The sequence below is a fragment of the Ruminococcus sp. AM42-11 genome, assembly GCF_003480145.1.
Taxonomy (GTDB): domain Bacteria; phylum Bacillota; class Clostridia; order Lachnospirales; family Lachnospiraceae; genus Blautia_A; species Blautia_A faecis.
Genome location: NZ_QUIO01000027.1, coordinates 42,054 through 57,729 on the forward strand (window position 1 = coordinate 42,054; position 15,676 = coordinate 57,729).

At 45.0% G+C, this 15,676-nt stretch carries 13 protein-coding genes and 1 tRNA gene; 10 read left to right on the forward strand and 4 right to left on the reverse strand.

What is annotated here, in order from left to right; genetic code table 11:
* Nucleotides 1–127 precede the first annotated feature (127 nt).
* The 4 genes from DW904_RS15300 (at nt 128) to DW904_RS15315 (ending at nt 3,928) form a co-directional block, all read left to right on the forward strand.
* On the forward strand, nt 128–1,057 hold the full coding sequence (locus tag DW904_RS15300) for a sugar phosphate nucleotidyltransferase (RefSeq protein ID WP_118582309.1): 930 nt from the start codon (nt 128–130) through the stop codon (nt 1,055–1,057).
* Between the two features lie 36 nt (nt 1,058–1,093).
* A complete protein-coding gene (locus DW904_RS15305) occupies nt 1,094–2,176 on the forward strand; it encodes an aminoglycoside phosphotransferase family protein (RefSeq protein ID WP_118582342.1) in 1,083 nt (360 codons plus the stop codon).
* A 127-nt stretch (nt 2,177–2,303) separates the two neighbouring features.
* Nucleotides 2,304–3,320, forward strand: coding sequence for a UDP-glucose 4-epimerase GalE (gene galE / locus DW904_RS15310; protein ID WP_118582312.1), 1,017 nt, complete (start codon nt 2,304–2,306; stop codon nt 3,318–3,320).
* The gene (locus tag DW904_RS15315) at nt 3,320–3,928 is read left to right on the forward strand and encodes an HAD family phosphatase (RefSeq protein ID WP_118582315.1); all 609 of its coding nucleotides are present in this window, start codon (nt 3,320–3,322) and stop codon (nt 3,926–3,928) included. The genes galE and DW904_RS15315 overlap by 1 nt, the downstream gene beginning before the upstream one ends.
* Before the next feature lie 57 nt (nt 3,929–3,985).
* On the opposite strand, the gene DW904_RS15320 is transcribed toward DW904_RS15315, so the two are convergent.
* Nucleotides 3,986–4,058, reverse strand: a tRNA-Phe gene (locus DW904_RS15320).
* A 175-nt stretch (nt 4,059–4,233) separates the two neighbouring features.
* Between DW904_RS15320 and DW904_RS15325 the strand changes: the two genes are divergently transcribed.
* From DW904_RS15325 to DW904_RS15350, 6 genes are all read left to right on the forward strand, one after another.
* A complete protein-coding gene (locus DW904_RS15325) occupies nt 4,234–6,090 on the forward strand; it encodes a DUF6020 family protein (RefSeq protein WP_118582318.1) in 1,857 nt (618 codons plus the stop codon).
* Between the two features lie 166 nt (nt 6,091–6,256).
* Nucleotides 6,257–7,255, forward strand: a complete 999-nt coding sequence (locus DW904_RS15330; RefSeq protein ID WP_118582345.1) for an FAD-dependent oxidoreductase — start codon at nt 6,257–6,259, stop codon at nt 7,253–7,255.
* Nucleotides 7,256–7,310: 55 nt separating this feature from the next.
* A complete protein-coding gene (trxA, locus tag DW904_RS15335; RefSeq protein ID WP_118582321.1) occupies nt 7,311–7,613 on the forward strand; it encodes a thioredoxin in 303 nt (100 codons plus the stop codon).
* A 5-nt stretch (nt 7,614–7,618) separates the two neighbouring features.
* Nucleotides 7,619–9,358, forward strand: a complete 1,740-nt coding sequence (locus tag DW904_RS15340) for a B12-binding domain-containing radical SAM protein (protein ID WP_118582324.1) — start codon at nt 7,619–7,621, stop codon at nt 9,356–9,358.
* A 287-nt stretch (nt 9,359–9,645) separates the two neighbouring features.
* Nucleotides 9,646–10,155, forward strand: coding sequence for an AIR synthase-related protein (locus tag DW904_RS15345; RefSeq protein WP_243110438.1), 510 nt, complete (start codon nt 9,646–9,648; stop codon nt 10,153–10,155).
* A gap of 43 nt (nt 10,156–10,198) precedes the next feature.
* Entirely contained in the window at nt 10,199–10,747 is a 549-nt protein-coding gene (locus tag DW904_RS15350; protein ID WP_118582327.1) for a tRNA (cytidine(34)-2'-O)-methyltransferase, read from the forward strand.
* 18 nt (nt 10,748–10,765) lie between these two features.
* Here the strand turns inward: DW904_RS15350 and DW904_RS15355 are convergent, their stop codons facing one another.
* The 3 genes from DW904_RS15355 to DW904_RS15365 are packed head-to-tail and all read right to left on the reverse strand — an operon-like array spanning nt 10,766 to nt 15,373.
* Nucleotides 10,766–12,271 carry a HAMP domain-containing sensor histidine kinase gene (locus DW904_RS15355; protein WP_118582330.1) on the reverse strand — a complete coding sequence of 502 codons (1,506 nt, stop codon included), beginning with the start codon at nt 12,269–12,271 and terminating at the stop codon, nt 10,766–10,768.
* A complete protein-coding gene (locus DW904_RS15360; RefSeq protein ID WP_118582333.1) occupies nt 12,268–12,969 on the reverse strand; it encodes a response regulator transcription factor in 702 nt (233 codons plus the stop codon). The genes DW904_RS15355 and DW904_RS15360 overlap by 4 nt, the downstream gene beginning before the upstream one ends.
* A gap of 22 nt (nt 12,970–12,991) precedes the next feature.
* On the reverse strand, nt 12,992–15,373 hold the full coding sequence (locus DW904_RS15365; RefSeq protein WP_118582336.1) for an endonuclease MutS2: 2,382 nt from the start codon (nt 15,371–15,373) through the stop codon (nt 12,992–12,994).
* Nucleotides 15,374–15,676: the final 303 nt, after the last annotated feature.

Here is a 15,676-nt window from a genome sequence, read left to right on the forward strand (position 1 = left end):
AAGAAGAGATTTGTCTGTTACCATCGAACCAGGGGCAATTGTTTGTCCCTGGTATCGTTATGAATAAGCAACAAAGCGGATCAGGAATCTCCGCTTTGACAAATAAAAAATGGGAGGCAGCAATAACATGAAAAAGCCGGTATTGGTAGTAATGGCAGCAGGTATGGGAAGCAGATATGGTGGCCTGAAGCAGATCGATCCTATTGATAAGGATGGGGACATTATCATTGATTTTTCTATCTATGATGCTATTCAGGCAGGGTTTGAAAAAATTGTATTTATTATAAAGAAGGAGAATGAGGCTGATTTCCGTGCTGCTATCGGAGATCGTATGAGTAAGCATATCCAGGTGGAATTTGTATTCCAGGATCTGCATAATCTTCCGGAAGGCTTTACAGTTCCGGAAGGACGTGTGAAGCCATGGGGAACCGGACATGCGATCATGAGCTGTATCGATGTGATTGATGGACCTTTTGCCGTTATTAATGCGGATGATTATTATGGACGTCATGCATTTAAGATGGCATATGATTTCCTTACAGAGAATCAGGATAAAGACGGCATTTATCAGTACATGATGGTAGGCTACAAGCTTGAGAACACATTGACAGATAATGGACATGTGGCTCGTGGTGTTTGTGTGACAGACGAAGAGGGATTTCTGAAGGATATTAATGAGCGCACCCATATTGAGAAGAGAGATAGCGGTGCTGCTTATACCGAGGATGATGGTGCTACATGGACAGAGCTTCCTATGGATGCTACGGTGTCTATGAATATGTGGGGATTTTCTGCAAGCATTCTGAAAGAACTGAAGGACAGATTCCCATTATTCCTGAAAGAAAATGTGGAAAAGAATCCTCTGAAATGCGAATATTTCCTTCCATTTGTTGTAGATGAGCTTCTTGGCGAGAAGAAAGCAACTGTCAAAGTTCTGAAATCTATGGACAAATGGTACGGAGTTACCTATAAAGAAGATAAGCCGGTAGTAGTTGCTGCAATTCAGAAGCTGAAAGATGACGGTCTTTATCCTCAGAAGCTTTGGGAGGAAAAATAAGTGGGAAAAACAAAAGATGTAAGCCATCAGGAACTGATGGAAGTAATCAACAGCTTTGATTTTGGCGGTAAACTTGAAGAGGTTGGCATATTCGGAAATGGCCACATTAATGAGACTTACTGTGCTGTATTTTCCACAGAAGCCGGACAGAAGCGCTATATTCTCCAGAAAATGAACAAGCAGATTTTCAAAGATCCTGTTGGTCTTATGGAGAATATCAGTGGTGTCACCTCCTGGCTGAAGAAGAAAATCCTGGAAAATGGCGGGGATGCAGAGCGCGAAACCCTGAATATCGTAAATGACCGTGCTGGAGCTCCTTATTTTGTAGATAAAGAGGGAGAATACTGGAGAGCGTATCTGTTTATAGAAGATGCAACCTGCTTTGATCAGGTGGAAAATGACGAGGATTTTTACCAGAGTGCTCTTGCATTTGGTAATTTCCAGCGCCTTCTTGCTGATTATCCGGCAGATACTCTTCATGAGACAATCCCGGATTTTCATAATACAGTGAAGCGATTTGCCAATTTTAAAAAGGCTGTGGAAGAGGATGCATGCGGACGGGCGGCTGATGTTCAGAAGGAGATACAGTTTGTCCTGGAAAGAGAGCAGCTGGCCCATACACTTGTGGATTTACAGGATGCAGGTAAGCTGCCTCTTCGTGTAACGCACAATGACACAAAGCTGAATAATATCATGATCGATAATGCTACACATAAGGGAATCTGTGTGATCGATCTGGACACGGTAATGCCGGGACTTTCTCTGAATGATTTTGGCGATTCCATCCGTTTCGGAGCAAGCACGGCAGCAGAGGATGAGCAGGATATTTCCAAAGTGTCCTGTGACCTTCATCTGTTTGAGGTGTATGTAAAAGGATTTCTGGAAGGCTGCGGCGGTGCCCTCACAGATCTGGAGGTGGAAATGCTTCCGATGGGTGCAATCCTGATGACCTTTGAGTGTGGAATGCGTTTCCTGGCAGACCATCTGGAGGGAGATCATTACTTCCGCATTCATCGCGAAAATCATAATCTGGACCGCGCAAGAACCCAGTTTAAGCTGGTCTGGGATATGGAACAGAAATTATCTGAAATGAAAGCTATTGTACAAAAATATAAATAGTGGTATTCTAATACTGGCAGGAAACAAACGTCTGCCGGGTATCATAAATACATACAGAAGCAAGGAAAACAGGCCGATAGTGCTGCAATCACAATAATGCTTCTGCAGATACGAGGAGGAAAATATCATGGCAATTTTAGTAACAGGCGGTGCAGGATACATTGGAAGCCATACAGTTGTAGAACTTCAGAATTCCGGTTATGACGTAGTAGTTCTGGATAATCTGTCCAATTCCAGCGAGAAGGCACTTGACAGAGTTTCCAAGATCACAGGCAAGCCGGTTAAATTTTATAAAGCAGATATCCTGGACAGGGAAGCCCTTGACCAGATTTTTGACAAAGAAGACATTGACTCCTGTATTCATTTTGCCGGACTGAAGGCTGTTGGAGAGTCCGTTGTAAAGCCTTGGGAATATTATGAGAATAATATTGCAGGAACCCTGACTCTTGTAGATGTAATGAGAAAACATGGTGTTAAGAATATTATTTTCTCTTCCTCTGCAACTGTATATGGAGATCCGGCACAGATCCCGATCACAGAAGAATGCCCGAAAGGACAGTGTACCAACCCATATGGCTGGACCAAATCCATGCTGGAGCAGGTTCTTACAGACATCCAGAAAGCAGATCCGGAGTGGAACGTAATGCTGCTTCGTTATTTTAATCCGATCGGTGCCCACAAGAGCGGAACCATCGGCGAGAACCCAAATGGTATCCCGAACAACCTTATGCCATACATCACACAGGTTGCTGTTGGCAAGCTGAAAGAGCTTGGCGTATTCGGTAATGACTATGACACTCCGGATGGAACCGGCGTGAGAGATTATATCCATGTAGTAGATCTTGCCAAAGGTCATGTAAAAGCGCTTAAAAAGATCGAGGAGAATCCTGGACTTGCAATCTATAACCTTGGCACAGGAAAAGGCTACAGTGTTCTTGATATTGTGAAGAATTTCGAAGCTGCAACAGGCGTTAAGATCCCATATGCGATCAAACCACGTCGTGCAGGCGATATTGCTACCTGCTACTGCGATGCTTCCAAGGCAGCGAAAGAGCTTGGCTGGACAGCTGAGAATGGCATCCGTGAGATGTGCGAGGATTCCTGGAGATGGCAGAGCAATAACCCGAATGGTTATGAAGACTAATGATTCGGAATTTAATTTTTGATGTTGGAGATGTACTGGTGGAGTATCGCTGGTTTGAGATGCTGACCAGGGACTACGGCCTTTCTGAAGCTGAGGCGAAGAGAATTGGCGGGGAAATGTTTGACAATGAGATCTGGGTACAGGGACTTGACGGAGGAAGGCTGAGCCTTGAGGAAGCCATTCATCAGTATGAACTGAAGTACCCGGACGATGTGGATGTGATGGGCTGGTTCCTTCGAAACGGAGAGCAGATGGCTGTAAAGCGTCCGGAGGTCTGGGACAAGGTTGCAGCGCTGAAGGAAAAGGGTTATAAGATTTACCTGCTTTCCAATTACTCAGAAGAGCTGTTCCATGTGCACACCAAGGGAGCGAAATTCCTGGATGTGCTTGATGGGGGAGTTGTTTCCTATCAGGTTCACGCCCTGAAGCCAGACAGGGAGATTTATGAAATTCTTCTGGAGAAATATAGCCTGAAAGCAGAAGAGTGTCTGTTTTTCGATGACCGCATGGATAATGTGGAAGGAGCGAAGAAGGCAGGAATTCAGGCGATACAGGTGACATCCAGAGAGATGCTGAACGAAACATTAGATAAAATGCTTACAAAATAAATGAGGCCGCCCCTTCGGGGGCGGCTTTTTCCAGAGCGTATCTGAAAAATAAAAAAATGCCCAGAGCCGGAATCGAACCAGCGACACGAGGATTTTCAGTCCTCTGCTCTACCAACTGAGCTATCTGGGCATTTATAAGTTCTCTGAACTTACAGTGCATATAATAGCATAGAAACTGCTTTGACGCAACAAAAATTTCAAAAAATCTGTAAATTCCAAAAATTTACCTTGTAAAAACCACGCCTTGCTTTTCATATATAGTAATGTTAGAATGGCAGTGTGATAAAAGTCGGGAGGATTTATTGGTGGAAAAAAAATTAAAAAAATATACTTTGCCGTTTATTGCCGCCATTTTAACAGTGTTTGCTCTTTCCATGACGGGCTTGTATGCTGGTTCGGCAGATAATCCGGGAGAAACATTTCTTTCTTTATGCAAGAAAGAGATGACAGGAATCGGAATCGACAAACTGGTGGTTCTCATTGCAATCATTGCATTGTACATGAAATGCTGGAAGAATTTTTGCAGAAGCTGTAAATGGATCACGCATCTGATCGCCGCCATGTTTTCTGTTTTTATGCTGATCGGAATGTCCTTTTCCGTGCAGGGAAACTGGACCTTCTTTACAGCTGGGAGAAATCAGATTCTGATCGCATTGCTTACATGGGCAGGATTCTTTTTTCTGTTTGATATAGTGATCAGTCTTTTATATGCATATGGAGAGAAGCATCCTTTTCTGCACAGCAGGAATATAAAGAAATTTCCGGAATTTATGGAAAAACACTACCTTCTGGTAGCATTTTTGCTGATTTTGGCAGGATGGCTTCCCTATATCCTGATCTTCTGGCCAGGAAGTGTTCCCTATGATGGCTTCCGGCAGCTGAATATGTTTGCCGGAAATCAGAGATTTACAAACAAGCATCCATGGGAATTAAGCCTTATAATGGGAGCCTTGATGACAATTGGAAATGTGATCAGTGATAACTGGGGCATTTTCATGGTGGTTGGCGTGCTGGCACTGATTTATGCGGTATGTTATGCCACTGTTTGTTATAAACTGAAATCATGGGGAGCACCAAGATGGTTCAATATCTGCTGTATTGCATTTTTCAGTCTTGTGCCTGTATTTGGAGCTTATTCCCAGACGATCATTAAGGATGGAAGTTTCAGCGCTCTGTTTTCCCTTTTCATGGTAATCTATGTGGAATGCTGCATTCCCACCCTTCGGGAAAAAAGTGGCCAGTCTTTAAGACAGCAGCTGACAGTGCTGTTTCTGGTTGGCTTTGGCATGTGCATTACCAGAAATAATGGACTTTACATGGTGCTTCCTGCATTTATCCTGTTATTCTTTTTCCTTGGAAAAAAACGCAGACTGTATGCAGTTGGAATGGTGATCCTTGTGACAGTGGGCTACATGGGGCTTCAGAAAGAAGTGGCACCGAGACTATACATTGGTAATTTCCCATCCAGAGTATTTTTCTCAATTCCAATGCAGCAGACAGCCAGATATCTGAAGGAATATCCGGATGATGTGACAAAGGAAGAAGCTAAAGCAATTGACGGGGTGATGAAGTATGATGAGATTGCGGATTTGTATAATCCGGAACTGTCTGATCCGGTAAAGGCAACTTATCGCGGCGGACATATTACCATGGCGAAGCTGAAACGCTACTTTAATGCCTGGTTCAGCATGTTTCTGAGGCATCCGGGGGTGTATATAGAAGCCACACTTCATAACAGCTATGGATATTATTACCCATTTCATAATTGCACCGCGCAGAGCTCCTACCGCTTCTATACAGTAAATGAGCCGCTGATTGAAGAGTCAGATTATCATCAGATCTTTTCCGCAGAGACAAGGAATCAGTTGAAACGTTATGCCGATCTGTGGAGTCAGATTCCAGGTCTTGCGCAGATCTGCAATGCGGGAACCTACACATGGATCGTGATTCTGCTCCTTGGATATCTGATCTACAGGAAGCGATGGAAAGGAATCCTGGTATTGGCTGCCCCGGCGCTGAATGTGGCAATCTGTATAGCTTCTCCGGTAAACGGTCTTCTGCGTTATGCGTTTCCGTTGATGGCGTGTATGCCAGCTGTGATATTCTGGGGACTGGCTTATGCAGAGAAGGCTATAGACGAAAAAAGAACCGACGAAAAATGAAAAGTCTGAATTTCTTTTATGGAAAGTATATTGTCAGGTAACTATTTAACAGGTACTATTCCGGGAAGGGTATAACTGTGAAGATACTGAACCGTGAAATTGTAAGAAAAATAACAATATATGGGAAAGATTGGAATCATGAGAAAGGCAGGTGATTCTGAAGTATATGGAAAAAATAATCATTATCGGTGCCGGACCGGCAGGAATTTCCGCAGCTTTGTATGCTGCCCGGGCAAATATGGATCCACTGGTGATCAATAACGGCATTGGTGCTTTGGAAAAAGCAGAAAAAATAGAGAATTATTATGGTATGGAACATCCTGTTTCCGGGAAAGAATTATTTGAGACAGGACTTGCACAGGCAAAAGCATTAGGCGTGCGGATCCTGGAGGCACAGGTGCTGGGGATTGGCGGGTTTGATACTTTTACAGTAAAGACAACAGCAGGTGATTTTGACACCATCAGCGTGATCCTTGCCACAGGAAGCAAACGAAAGGCTCCTGCAATTCCGGGGATTAAGGAACTTGAGGGAAGAGGTGTCAGCTACTGTGCTGTGTGCGACGCATTTTTCTACAGGGGAAAGGATGTTGCAGTGCTTGGAAACAGCGACTTCGCTCTTCATGAGGCAGAAGAACTGGCACCTATGGCTGGTTCTGTTACCATTTACACAGATGGGAAAGAACCGGAGTTTTCCAGGAAATCTTCTTTTGCGGTGAATACAATGAAAATTCAGTCTGTAGAGGGAGACGAGAAGGTGTCCGGACTGCGTCTGATCTCTGAGTCTGAGACGGATGCAAAATCAGATACTGACGGAGAGAAGAACTTTCAGCTTTTGCCAGAAGGAAAGGAAGCTGAAATGGAAGCTTCAGAGCTCCATAACCCGGAGAGTCCGGTAAGGGATTCCACGGAGACATTTGTCCCGGCAGACGGCGTTTTTGTAGCGCTTGGAACTGCAGGAAGTGCAGAGATGGCAAGACAGATGGGCGCGGCACTTACTGAGAAAGGTAACATCAAGGTAAACGAAAAGATGGAGAGCACCATTCCGGGGCTTTTTGCAGCAGGTGACTGTACCGGCGGTCTTTTGCAGGTGGCAAAGGCAGTTTACGATGGTGCTCAGGCAGGACTCAGTGCAAACCAGTATGTGAGAAACAGACAAAAAAAGTAGAATTTCGGCATGAAATCAGAGAGAAGAATAGACCGATAGAAAGGATGGATCAATTATGGCAAAAGTAATCACAACACAGAATTTTGAAGAGGAAGTATTAAAATCCGAGAAACCGTTTCTTCTTGATTTCTGGGCAACCTGGTGCGGACCATGCATGCGTCAGGGGCCAATCGTGGAGGAACTGGGAGAGGAAGGTTATGCAGTAGGAAAGCTTGATGTGGATCAGAACATGGAGCTTGCACAGCAGTTCCGGGTTATGAGCATTCCTACCCTGATCATTTTCAAGAACGGAGCAGAAGCACACCGTCTGGTTGGTCTTACGGATAAAGAAGAGTTAAAGAAACTTCTGGACGAGTAAGAACGATGAAGATATTACTTGCAGCATGTAATGCAAAATATATACATTCCAATCTGGCTGTCTTTAACCTGAAAGCCTGCGCAAAAGAATATGACAGCAATATTGTACTTCGGGAATACACCATCAATCAGCAGAAGGATGACATTCTGAAGGATATTTACAGATGTCATCCGGATGTGATCTGCATATCCTGCTATATCTGGAATATTACTTTTGTGCGGGAACTGATGCAGGATCTGAGAAAGATCCTGCCGGATGTTCCTTTCTGGGCGGGAGGCCCGGAGGTATCGTATGATGCAGAGGAATTTCTGAAAAAGAACCCGGCATTTGATGGTGTAATGGTTGGAGAAGGAGAGGAGACCTTCCTGGAACTGGTGAAGCACTATATGAATGGAAGTCCTTCTCTGGAGAAAACCACCGGACTTGTGTACTGTAAACCGGACGGTACAATTCAGAATAACGGATGGCGGCAGATCATGGATTTAAGCAGGGTACCCTTTGCTTATGAAGATCTGAAGGATTTTGAAAACCGTATTATCTATTATGAGAGCAGCCGGGGCTGTCCTTTTTCATGTAGCTATTGTCTGTCATCTGTGGACAAGAAACTGCGTTTTCGCGACCTGGAACTGGTAAAGAAAGAACTTCAGTTTTTCCTGGATCATAAAGTGCCACAGGTGAAATTTGTGGACAGAACCTTTAATTGTAAGCACGATCATGCAATGACCATCTGGCAGTACATAAAAGATCATGATAATGGAATTACCAATTTCCACTTTGAGATTTCCGCAGATCTGTTGAGGGAAAATGAACTGGAACTGATGAGCACCATGCGTCCGGGGCTGATCCAGCTGGAAATCGGTGTACAGTCCACAAATCCGGACACTATTCGTGCTATCCACAGGACTATGGATTTTCCGAAGCTGGCAGGGATTGTAAACCGCATCCATAGTTTTAAGAATATTCACCAGCATCTGGATCTGATCGCTGGTCTTCCTTACGAGGATTATGACAGCTTTCACCGGTCCTTCAATGATGTTTATGCACTTCGTCCCCAGCAGCTTCAGCTTGGATTTCTGAAGGTTCTGAAGGGCTCTCATATGAAAGAGATGACAGAAGAATATGGCATTGTGCATAAAGAACTGGAGCCATATGAGGTACTGGGAACCAGATGGCTGCCATATGAAGACATTTTGAAGCTGAAAATGGTGGAAAGTATGGTGGAACTGTACTATAATAGTGGACAGTTTCAGAATACCATCGCCTGTGTGGAGCCTTTGTTTGAGGATGCTTTCACATTGTATGAGAAGCTAGGACAGTTTTATGAGAAAAAAGGTTATTCAGAGATTTCCCATTCCAGAATGCGCAGATATGAGATCCTGCTGGAGTTTGTGAAGGAAGAACTGGAAGAACAATCCGCAGGAAAATCTGGAAATCAGGATCCTGAGGTGGAGAATCCTGCGGGAAAAGCTGCGGAAGATTGCAGAGGAATGGAAACTGCGACCTGGGAAAAGGTGGCAGACAGCATGATCTACGACCTGTATCTTCGCGAAAACCTGAAAAGCCATCCATCCTTTGAGTATGACCAGAAGCCCTATGAGAAAGCTGTCTGGGAGTACAGGCGCCAGGAAAAGGTGCCAAAGACAGCGCATATTGAGGTGTTCCGGGATGGAAAAATATTGCTGTTTGACTATGAAAACCGGGATCCACTGCTTCATAATGCGGCAGTGAAGGAAATTCAGATATAATAAAGAAAGGGTGTAACTGTTCGGCTGGCCGTATTGACATGGCGTATATTTGTAGTCTGTAAAGTGCCGGATGGTTATGAGAGGTTAAAAATTATGGGAATGTTTGATCCAAAGAAAAGAAAACTTGTAACTGCGATCATTGCTGTTATTCTTGTTCTGGCAATGGTAGTTCCTGCTGTCCTCTCTCTTCTTCTGTAGGGAAAAGAGAAAATGAGGCTTGGAAAAGCGGCTATGGAAGCACTGCAGGCTGAAATCAGCGGCTTCTTACGCCTGGAAACGAACTGGTGGTGGCTGGAGCCATTGCTCTTTACGGCACAGCGCAGATTGCAAGGGAAAAACATGAGATTTTAAGAGAGCATTTTTCAGAAGGTTTTTTACGGGAGGCAGAGAATCTGAGAACCCTTTACGGGACTGCGGATGAGATAAATGTAAAAGAGGCTGGCGCTACCGCTTTTTATGCAATGGGTGAGGGTGGTTTTCTGAGTGCTCTGTGGAAGATGGCGGAGGCTTCCCAGGTGGGACTGGAAATGGATTTTTCCAAGGTACCCATACGCCAGGAGACAATTGAAATTTGTGAAATCTTTGACATTAATCCTTATAAGCTGAATTCGGAAGGGGCTGTTCTGATCGGTATTCCGGCAGGAGAAGCATTGGTGCAGGAGCTTCGCAGAATGGGCATGATGGCTGCTGTGATTGGACAGACGAATGCTGGAAATGACAGAATGCTTTACTACAATGGGAATGGCAGGTATCTGGAGCGGCCGGCTAAAGACGAGATATATAAGATATTGCCTTAAAATCGAAATAAAACTGCTGTAATTACAGGAGAGTATAAAAACTATGGGAACATTAAACATTGTACTTCATGAGCCGGAGATTCCGGCGAACACAGGAAATATAGGACGTACCTGCGTGGCTACAGGAACCAGGCTCCATCTGATCGAGCCGTTGGGATTTTCATTAAGTGAGAAAGCACTGAAACGTGCCGGAATGGACTACTGGAAAGATCTGGATGTAACTACTTATCTGGATTATGAAGATTTTCTGGAGAGAAATCCTGGAGCGAAGATTTATTATGCGACTACGAAAGCACCTCAGACTTATGCGGATGTGAAGTATGAGGACGACTGCTTTATCATGTTTGGCAAGGAGAGCGCTGGAATCCCGGAAGAGATTCTCCGTGACAATCAGGAGACCTGCGTAAGGATTCCCATGCTGGGAGAAACAAGATCCCTGAATCTGAGTAATTCGGTTGCCATTATTCTTTATGAAGCCTTTCGTCAGCATGACTTTGCCCATTTGAACTGGATGGGCATCTGCGCAAATATGACTGGAAATAGTAAAAGACCTGGAGCTTTTTTCAAACACGCTCCAGGTCTTCGTTTATAAAAAGAATTGCTGAATAATTTATTTTGCTTTCTTTAAAGTAAAAATGAATTCTGTTCCAACACCTTCCGTGCTGATCACATTAATATTCTGATTATGAGCTTTGATGATCTCTTTCACAATAGAAAGCCCAAGTCCTGTACCTTTCCGGTCTTTTCCGCGGGAGGTATCTGTCTTGTAAAATCTGTCCCACACCTTGGACAGGCTGTCCTTGGGGATTCCTACTCCGTGATCCTTCACAGAAACGAAAACCTTATCATTTTTTACGGATGTTTCAATGTTGATCGAGGAATTGTCATTACTGAATTTGATTGCATTGTCCAATAAATTGTACAGTACCTGCTGGATCTGTTCCATATCTGCCTCTACGAACAGCTCTCTTCCGGAAAGCAGCAGTTCCAGGTCAATATTCTTTTTGGAACAGATTACCTCAAACGTATTGGCAGTATTTTTGATCACATCATTAATATCAAATTTGCGGATATTCATCATCCGTTTCCGTTCATCCAGATCATTCAGCACCAGAAGGCTCCGCGTCAGTTTTTCCAGACGGTCAGCTTCATGGGAAATGATATTTAAATATTTGTCCTGCAATTCCGGGGGGATGGTGCCATCCAGAATTGCCTCCACATATCCTTTGATGGAAGTCAGAGGAGAGCGGAAATCGTGGGAAACATTGGCAATAAAGGTGCGCTGGTATTCTCCGTTCTGGTTGATCCTGTCTGCCATGTAGTTCAGAGTTTTGGCAAGATAGCCCATTTCGTCCTCGGATTTCACTGGAATGCGATAACTCAGATCTCCGTTGGCATATTCGGAAGCCCCCTTGATGATCTGCTGCATTGGAGTATGGATCCATTTCTGATAGCAGAGAAGGAGCAGTCCGCACAAGGCATACACGGCAAAAAAAACCATCTGAAGAATTCCAAGAAGACCGCTTCGTTTCTGATAAAGCTGCTGCATGTCATAATGGTAGGTAACATAGCCTTCTGTTACACCGGAATTTTCCACCGATATCATCACATTAAGATGGGGACTGGAAAAATAGCCATAAAAATTACTGATCTGATATTGGGTATTAAGCCAGAAGTCCAGATCAGAATAGGGGATGGAAATTGTGTTTGCAGCAGAGAATTTTTCAGAGGATGTTCCATTCTCTGGGATTTTATCTGTTTCTGAAGTCTGAACTTCAGAATCGGCAGTGGATTTCGCAGAACTGACGTTATATTCCAGATTTGAGGACTGCACGATCACATGGAAATTTTTATCCAGGATTAGTATCCCGGCTTCCTCTCCGGAAGCCAGAATATCCATAATCTTTTCCAGTCCTTTGCTATCATTGTCTGCAATCTGCTGTACAGTGACAGCATCAGAAGCAAATCGTACAGCACTGTCATACAGCCTTGCGCCAACTTCTTCTTCCAGATAGGTTTCCACGAAATGAGAGCCACCTGCTGTAGCGAAAAGGAAGCCTACAATTCCAATGAAAATATAACTGCAGATCAGTTTGCTGTGAACCGTTTTTCTCATTCGCTTTTTACCTCAAACTTGTATCCGATTCCCCAGACTGTAGAAATAGACCAGTTCGGATGATCTTTGATTTTTTCGCGCAGACGTTTAATGTGAACGTCTACAGTTCTGGTATCGCCAATATATTCGTAGCCCCAGATGTGGTCCAGTAGCTGCTCTCTGGTGAATACCTGATTGGGTGAGGAAGCAAGGAAATAGAGAAGCTCCAGCTCCTTAGGCGGCATGTCTACCTGTTTTCCCATATAAGTAACGGAATAGTTGGTAAGGTTGACAATAAGATCCGGATAAGTGGCACATTTCTCATCGCTTACAACTGCAGCCTGTTTGGGCTGGAAACGGCGTAGAACTGCACGGACACGGGCAACCAGTTCTTTTGAATCAAAAGGCTTGATAATGTAGTCGTCGGCGCCAAGCTCCAGGCCAAGTACCTTGTCAAAGGTTTCTCCTTTTGCGGAAAGCATAATGATCGGCACGTCTGAGGTGTGGCGGATCTCACGGCAGACCTGATAGCCGTCAATACCTGGAAGCATCAGATCCAGAAGAATCAGGTTCGGGCGAAAAGTCTGAAATTCTTTTAAAGCCAGCTCGCCATCGTTTACAATTTTTGTTTCGAAACATTCTTTGGTAAGATACAGAGAAATCAGCTCTGCAATATTGTTGTCATCATCGACAATGAGGATTTTCTGTTTAGCAACCATAGTTTCTCCTTATAAAATATAGTTATTTCTTAAATTCTACAATGGTAACACCAGCATCTCCTTCGCCAAATTCAGCCAGGTGGAAATCTGCCACATGCTTCTGGCGGCGGAGATAATTGTGTACTCCTTTTCGAAGGGCACCGGTACCTTTACCATGTACGATACGCACGCTCTTTAAGTGTGCCAGATAAGCGTCATCCAGATATTTATCCAGTTCTGCCACAGCCTCATCTACAGTTTTTCCAAGAAGATTGATCTCTGTGGAAACACTGGTAGACTTGGACATGCGGATCTTGCCTGCTCCTGTTCTGGAAAGTCCAGGAGTGTTGATAACTGGTTCGTCAACAAGCTCCAGGTCAGAAATATGAACCTTGGAACGGATGATACCCATCTGTACAAAAAGAAAGCCTTTGGAATCGGGATGACTGCTGACAGTTCCTTTCAGATTCATGCTCAGTACCTGAACGGTGTCTCCAAGGGAAAGATCCTTAGGCTTCAGCTCTTTTTTCGGTTTCTTTACGGTGGTGTTCATGGACATGCCCTTTTCGGCTTTGTTCATGCGGTTTCTAAGGTTCTGGCGTTCTTTTTCAATGGCAGCAGTGTCCACGTGATCTTTCTGGAATTTGTGGAACATTTTCATGGTCTGATCTGCGTATTCCTTAGCATCTGCAAGAATCTTACGGGCTTCTTCGTTGGCTTCGCGCAAGATCCGCTCTTTACGTTCGTCCAGTTTCTCCTGCTTGGACTCTAACTCCTGTTTCAGGGAAGCAATCTGGGTTTTGTAACGCTCTGCTTCCTGACGCTCGTTTTCGATGATCACGCGGCTGTTTTCCAGGGAGGTAAGTACATCCTCGAAGGACTCGTCCTTCTGGCTGATCTGCTCCTTGGCGCGCTCAATGATAAAGTCCGGAAGACCAAGTTTGGAAGAAATCGCAAAGGCATTACTCTTTCCAGGAACACCGATGAGCAGGCGGTAAGTAGGACGCAGGGTTTCCACATTAAACTCACAGCAGGCATTTTCAACGCCGTCAGTGGACAGGGCGTAAACTTTCAGTTCACTGTAATGGGTGGTTGCCATGGTGCGGATGCCTTGTTCATGCAGGAAGGACAAAATGGAGATGGCAAGTGCCGCTCCTTCTGTCGGGTCGGTACCAGCGCCAAGCTCATCAAAAAGCACCAGAGAGTCCTGATCTGCTTTTTTCAGGAAAGACACTACGTTGGTCATATGTGAGGAAAAGGTACTGAGAGACTGCTCGATGCTCTGCTCGTCCCCGATATCTGCGTAAACCTCACGGAAAACAGAAAGCTCGGAGCGGTCCAGGGCTGGAATGTGAAGTCCCGCCTGTCCCATCAGGGTCAGAAGTCCAACTGTCTTAAGGGAAACGGTTTTACCACCAGTATTTGGTCCGGTTACAACAAGGAGGTCGAAGTCTTCTCCAAGACGGATGTCAATGGGAACGGCTTTTTTTCTGGGAATGAGCGGGTGGCGTGCCTGTTTCAGGTGAATGCGTTTCTCTGTATTGAAAATGGGTTCTGTGGCATTCATATCCAGTGCAAGTCCTGCTCTGGCAAAAATGAAATCCAGCTGGATCATAATGTCAAGGTCTGCGCGAATGGCGTCCACATTCTGGGCTGTCTGTTCACTTAAGGCAGCGAGAACTGCCTCAATCTCTTTCTGTTCTTGAAGCTCCAGCTCGCGGATGTCGTTGTTTAGTTTGACAATCGCCAGAGGCTCAATGAATAAAGTGGAGCCGGTGGAAGACTGGTCGTGGATCATACCTGGAACCTGACCTTTGTATTCGGCTTTTACCGGGATACAGTAGCGGCCGTTTCGCATGGTGATAACGGAGTCCTGAAGGTAATTACGGGCGCTGCCGTTTACCAGAGAGGCCAGCTGGGTGTGGATGCGGTCATTGGCAACTTTCATGCTGCGGCGTACATGCATCAGACCGGCACTGGCGTCGTCACTGATTTCGTCCTGGGAAATGATGCAGCGGCGGATTTCGGCTGAGAGGGGAGTCAATGGCTCCAAACTCTCAAACATGCCGTCCAGAGAGTCTTCTCTTGCATCTCCGCGCTCATTTCGGGAGTAGGCTTTGACACGGTTGGTATTTTCCAGAAGTCCGGCAATGGCAAGGAGTTCGGAAATTCCAAGGGAACTTCCGATTTCCAGACGTTTCAGTGAGCCGCGCACGTCTTTTACGCTTCCAAAGGAGATGTTTCCTTTCTGGAAAAGGCGTGTGAGGGCGTCTCTGGTCTGGGTCTGCATATGACGGATTTCGTAAACATCTTCAGAGGGCAGGAGGTGCCTGCACAGGTCTTTTCCCATCTGGGAAGAAGCCTTCTCTGTCAGTTGGTCGATGATCTTGTAGTATTCAAGTGATTTTAAAGCTTTTGGATTCATAATATCTCCTATAAATCAATTGCTATTTAATGTGTTGGTCGTTATTCCGGACGCGATTTCACAATGTATATTCACCGCCGCGCGTCGCAACGTTCCGGCAAGCTAATGACTAACTACGACTAAGACGCTCAGGAGAGCCTTCGCGCCTAAGTCTCCGTAAGTCATGGATCTCGCCTCCACTAAAACCGCTCCTGAAATGCGCGGCTTGCGAATATACATTGCAAAATCGCTGGTTACTGGAAAGGGAAGAAAGAAACAGTAACGACAACAACGCGGGTGGGGTGAAGTAGTTGGTATCCCGCA

Excerpts from the sequence above, each read along its gene's own strand:
- DW904_RS15300 (WP_118582309.1), top strand. The coding sequence starts at position 128 with ATGAAAAAGCCGGTATTGGTAGTAATGGCAGCAGGTATGGGAAGCAGA.
- DW904_RS15360 (WP_118582333.1), bottom strand. The coding sequence starts at position 12,969 with ATGGTTGCTAAACAGAAAATCCTCATTGTCGATGATGACAACAATATT.
- DW904_RS15330 (WP_118582345.1), top strand. The coding sequence starts at position 6,257 with ATGGAAAAAATAATCATTATCGGTGCCGGACCGGCAGGAATTTCCGCA.
- DW904_RS15350 (WP_118582327.1), top strand. The coding sequence starts at position 10,199 with ATGGGAACATTAAACATTGTACTTCATGAGCCGGAGATTCCGGCGAAC.
- DW904_RS15340 (WP_118582324.1), top strand. The coding sequence starts at position 7,619 with ATGAAGATATTACTTGCAGCATGTAATGCAAAATATATACATTCCAAT.
- DW904_RS15365 (WP_118582336.1), bottom strand. The coding sequence starts at position 15,373 with ATGAATCCAAAAGCTTTAAAATCACTTGAATACTACAAGATCATCGAC.
- DW904_RS15315 (WP_118582315.1), top strand. The coding sequence starts at position 3,320 with ATGATTCGGAATTTAATTTTTGATGTTGGAGATGTACTGGTGGAGTAT.
- galE (WP_118582312.1), top strand. The coding sequence starts at position 2,304 with ATGGCAATTTTAGTAACAGGCGGTGCAGGATACATTGGAAGCCATACA.
- DW904_RS15355 (WP_118582330.1), bottom strand. The coding sequence starts at position 12,271 with ATGAGAAAAACGGTTCACAGCAAACTGATCTGCAGTTATATTTTCATT.
- trxA (WP_118582321.1), top strand. The coding sequence starts at position 7,311 with ATGGCAAAAGTAATCACAACACAGAATTTTGAAGAGGAAGTATTAAAA.
- DW904_RS15305 (WP_118582342.1), top strand. The coding sequence starts at position 1,094 with ATGGAAGTAATCAACAGCTTTGATTTTGGCGGTAAACTTGAAGAGGTT.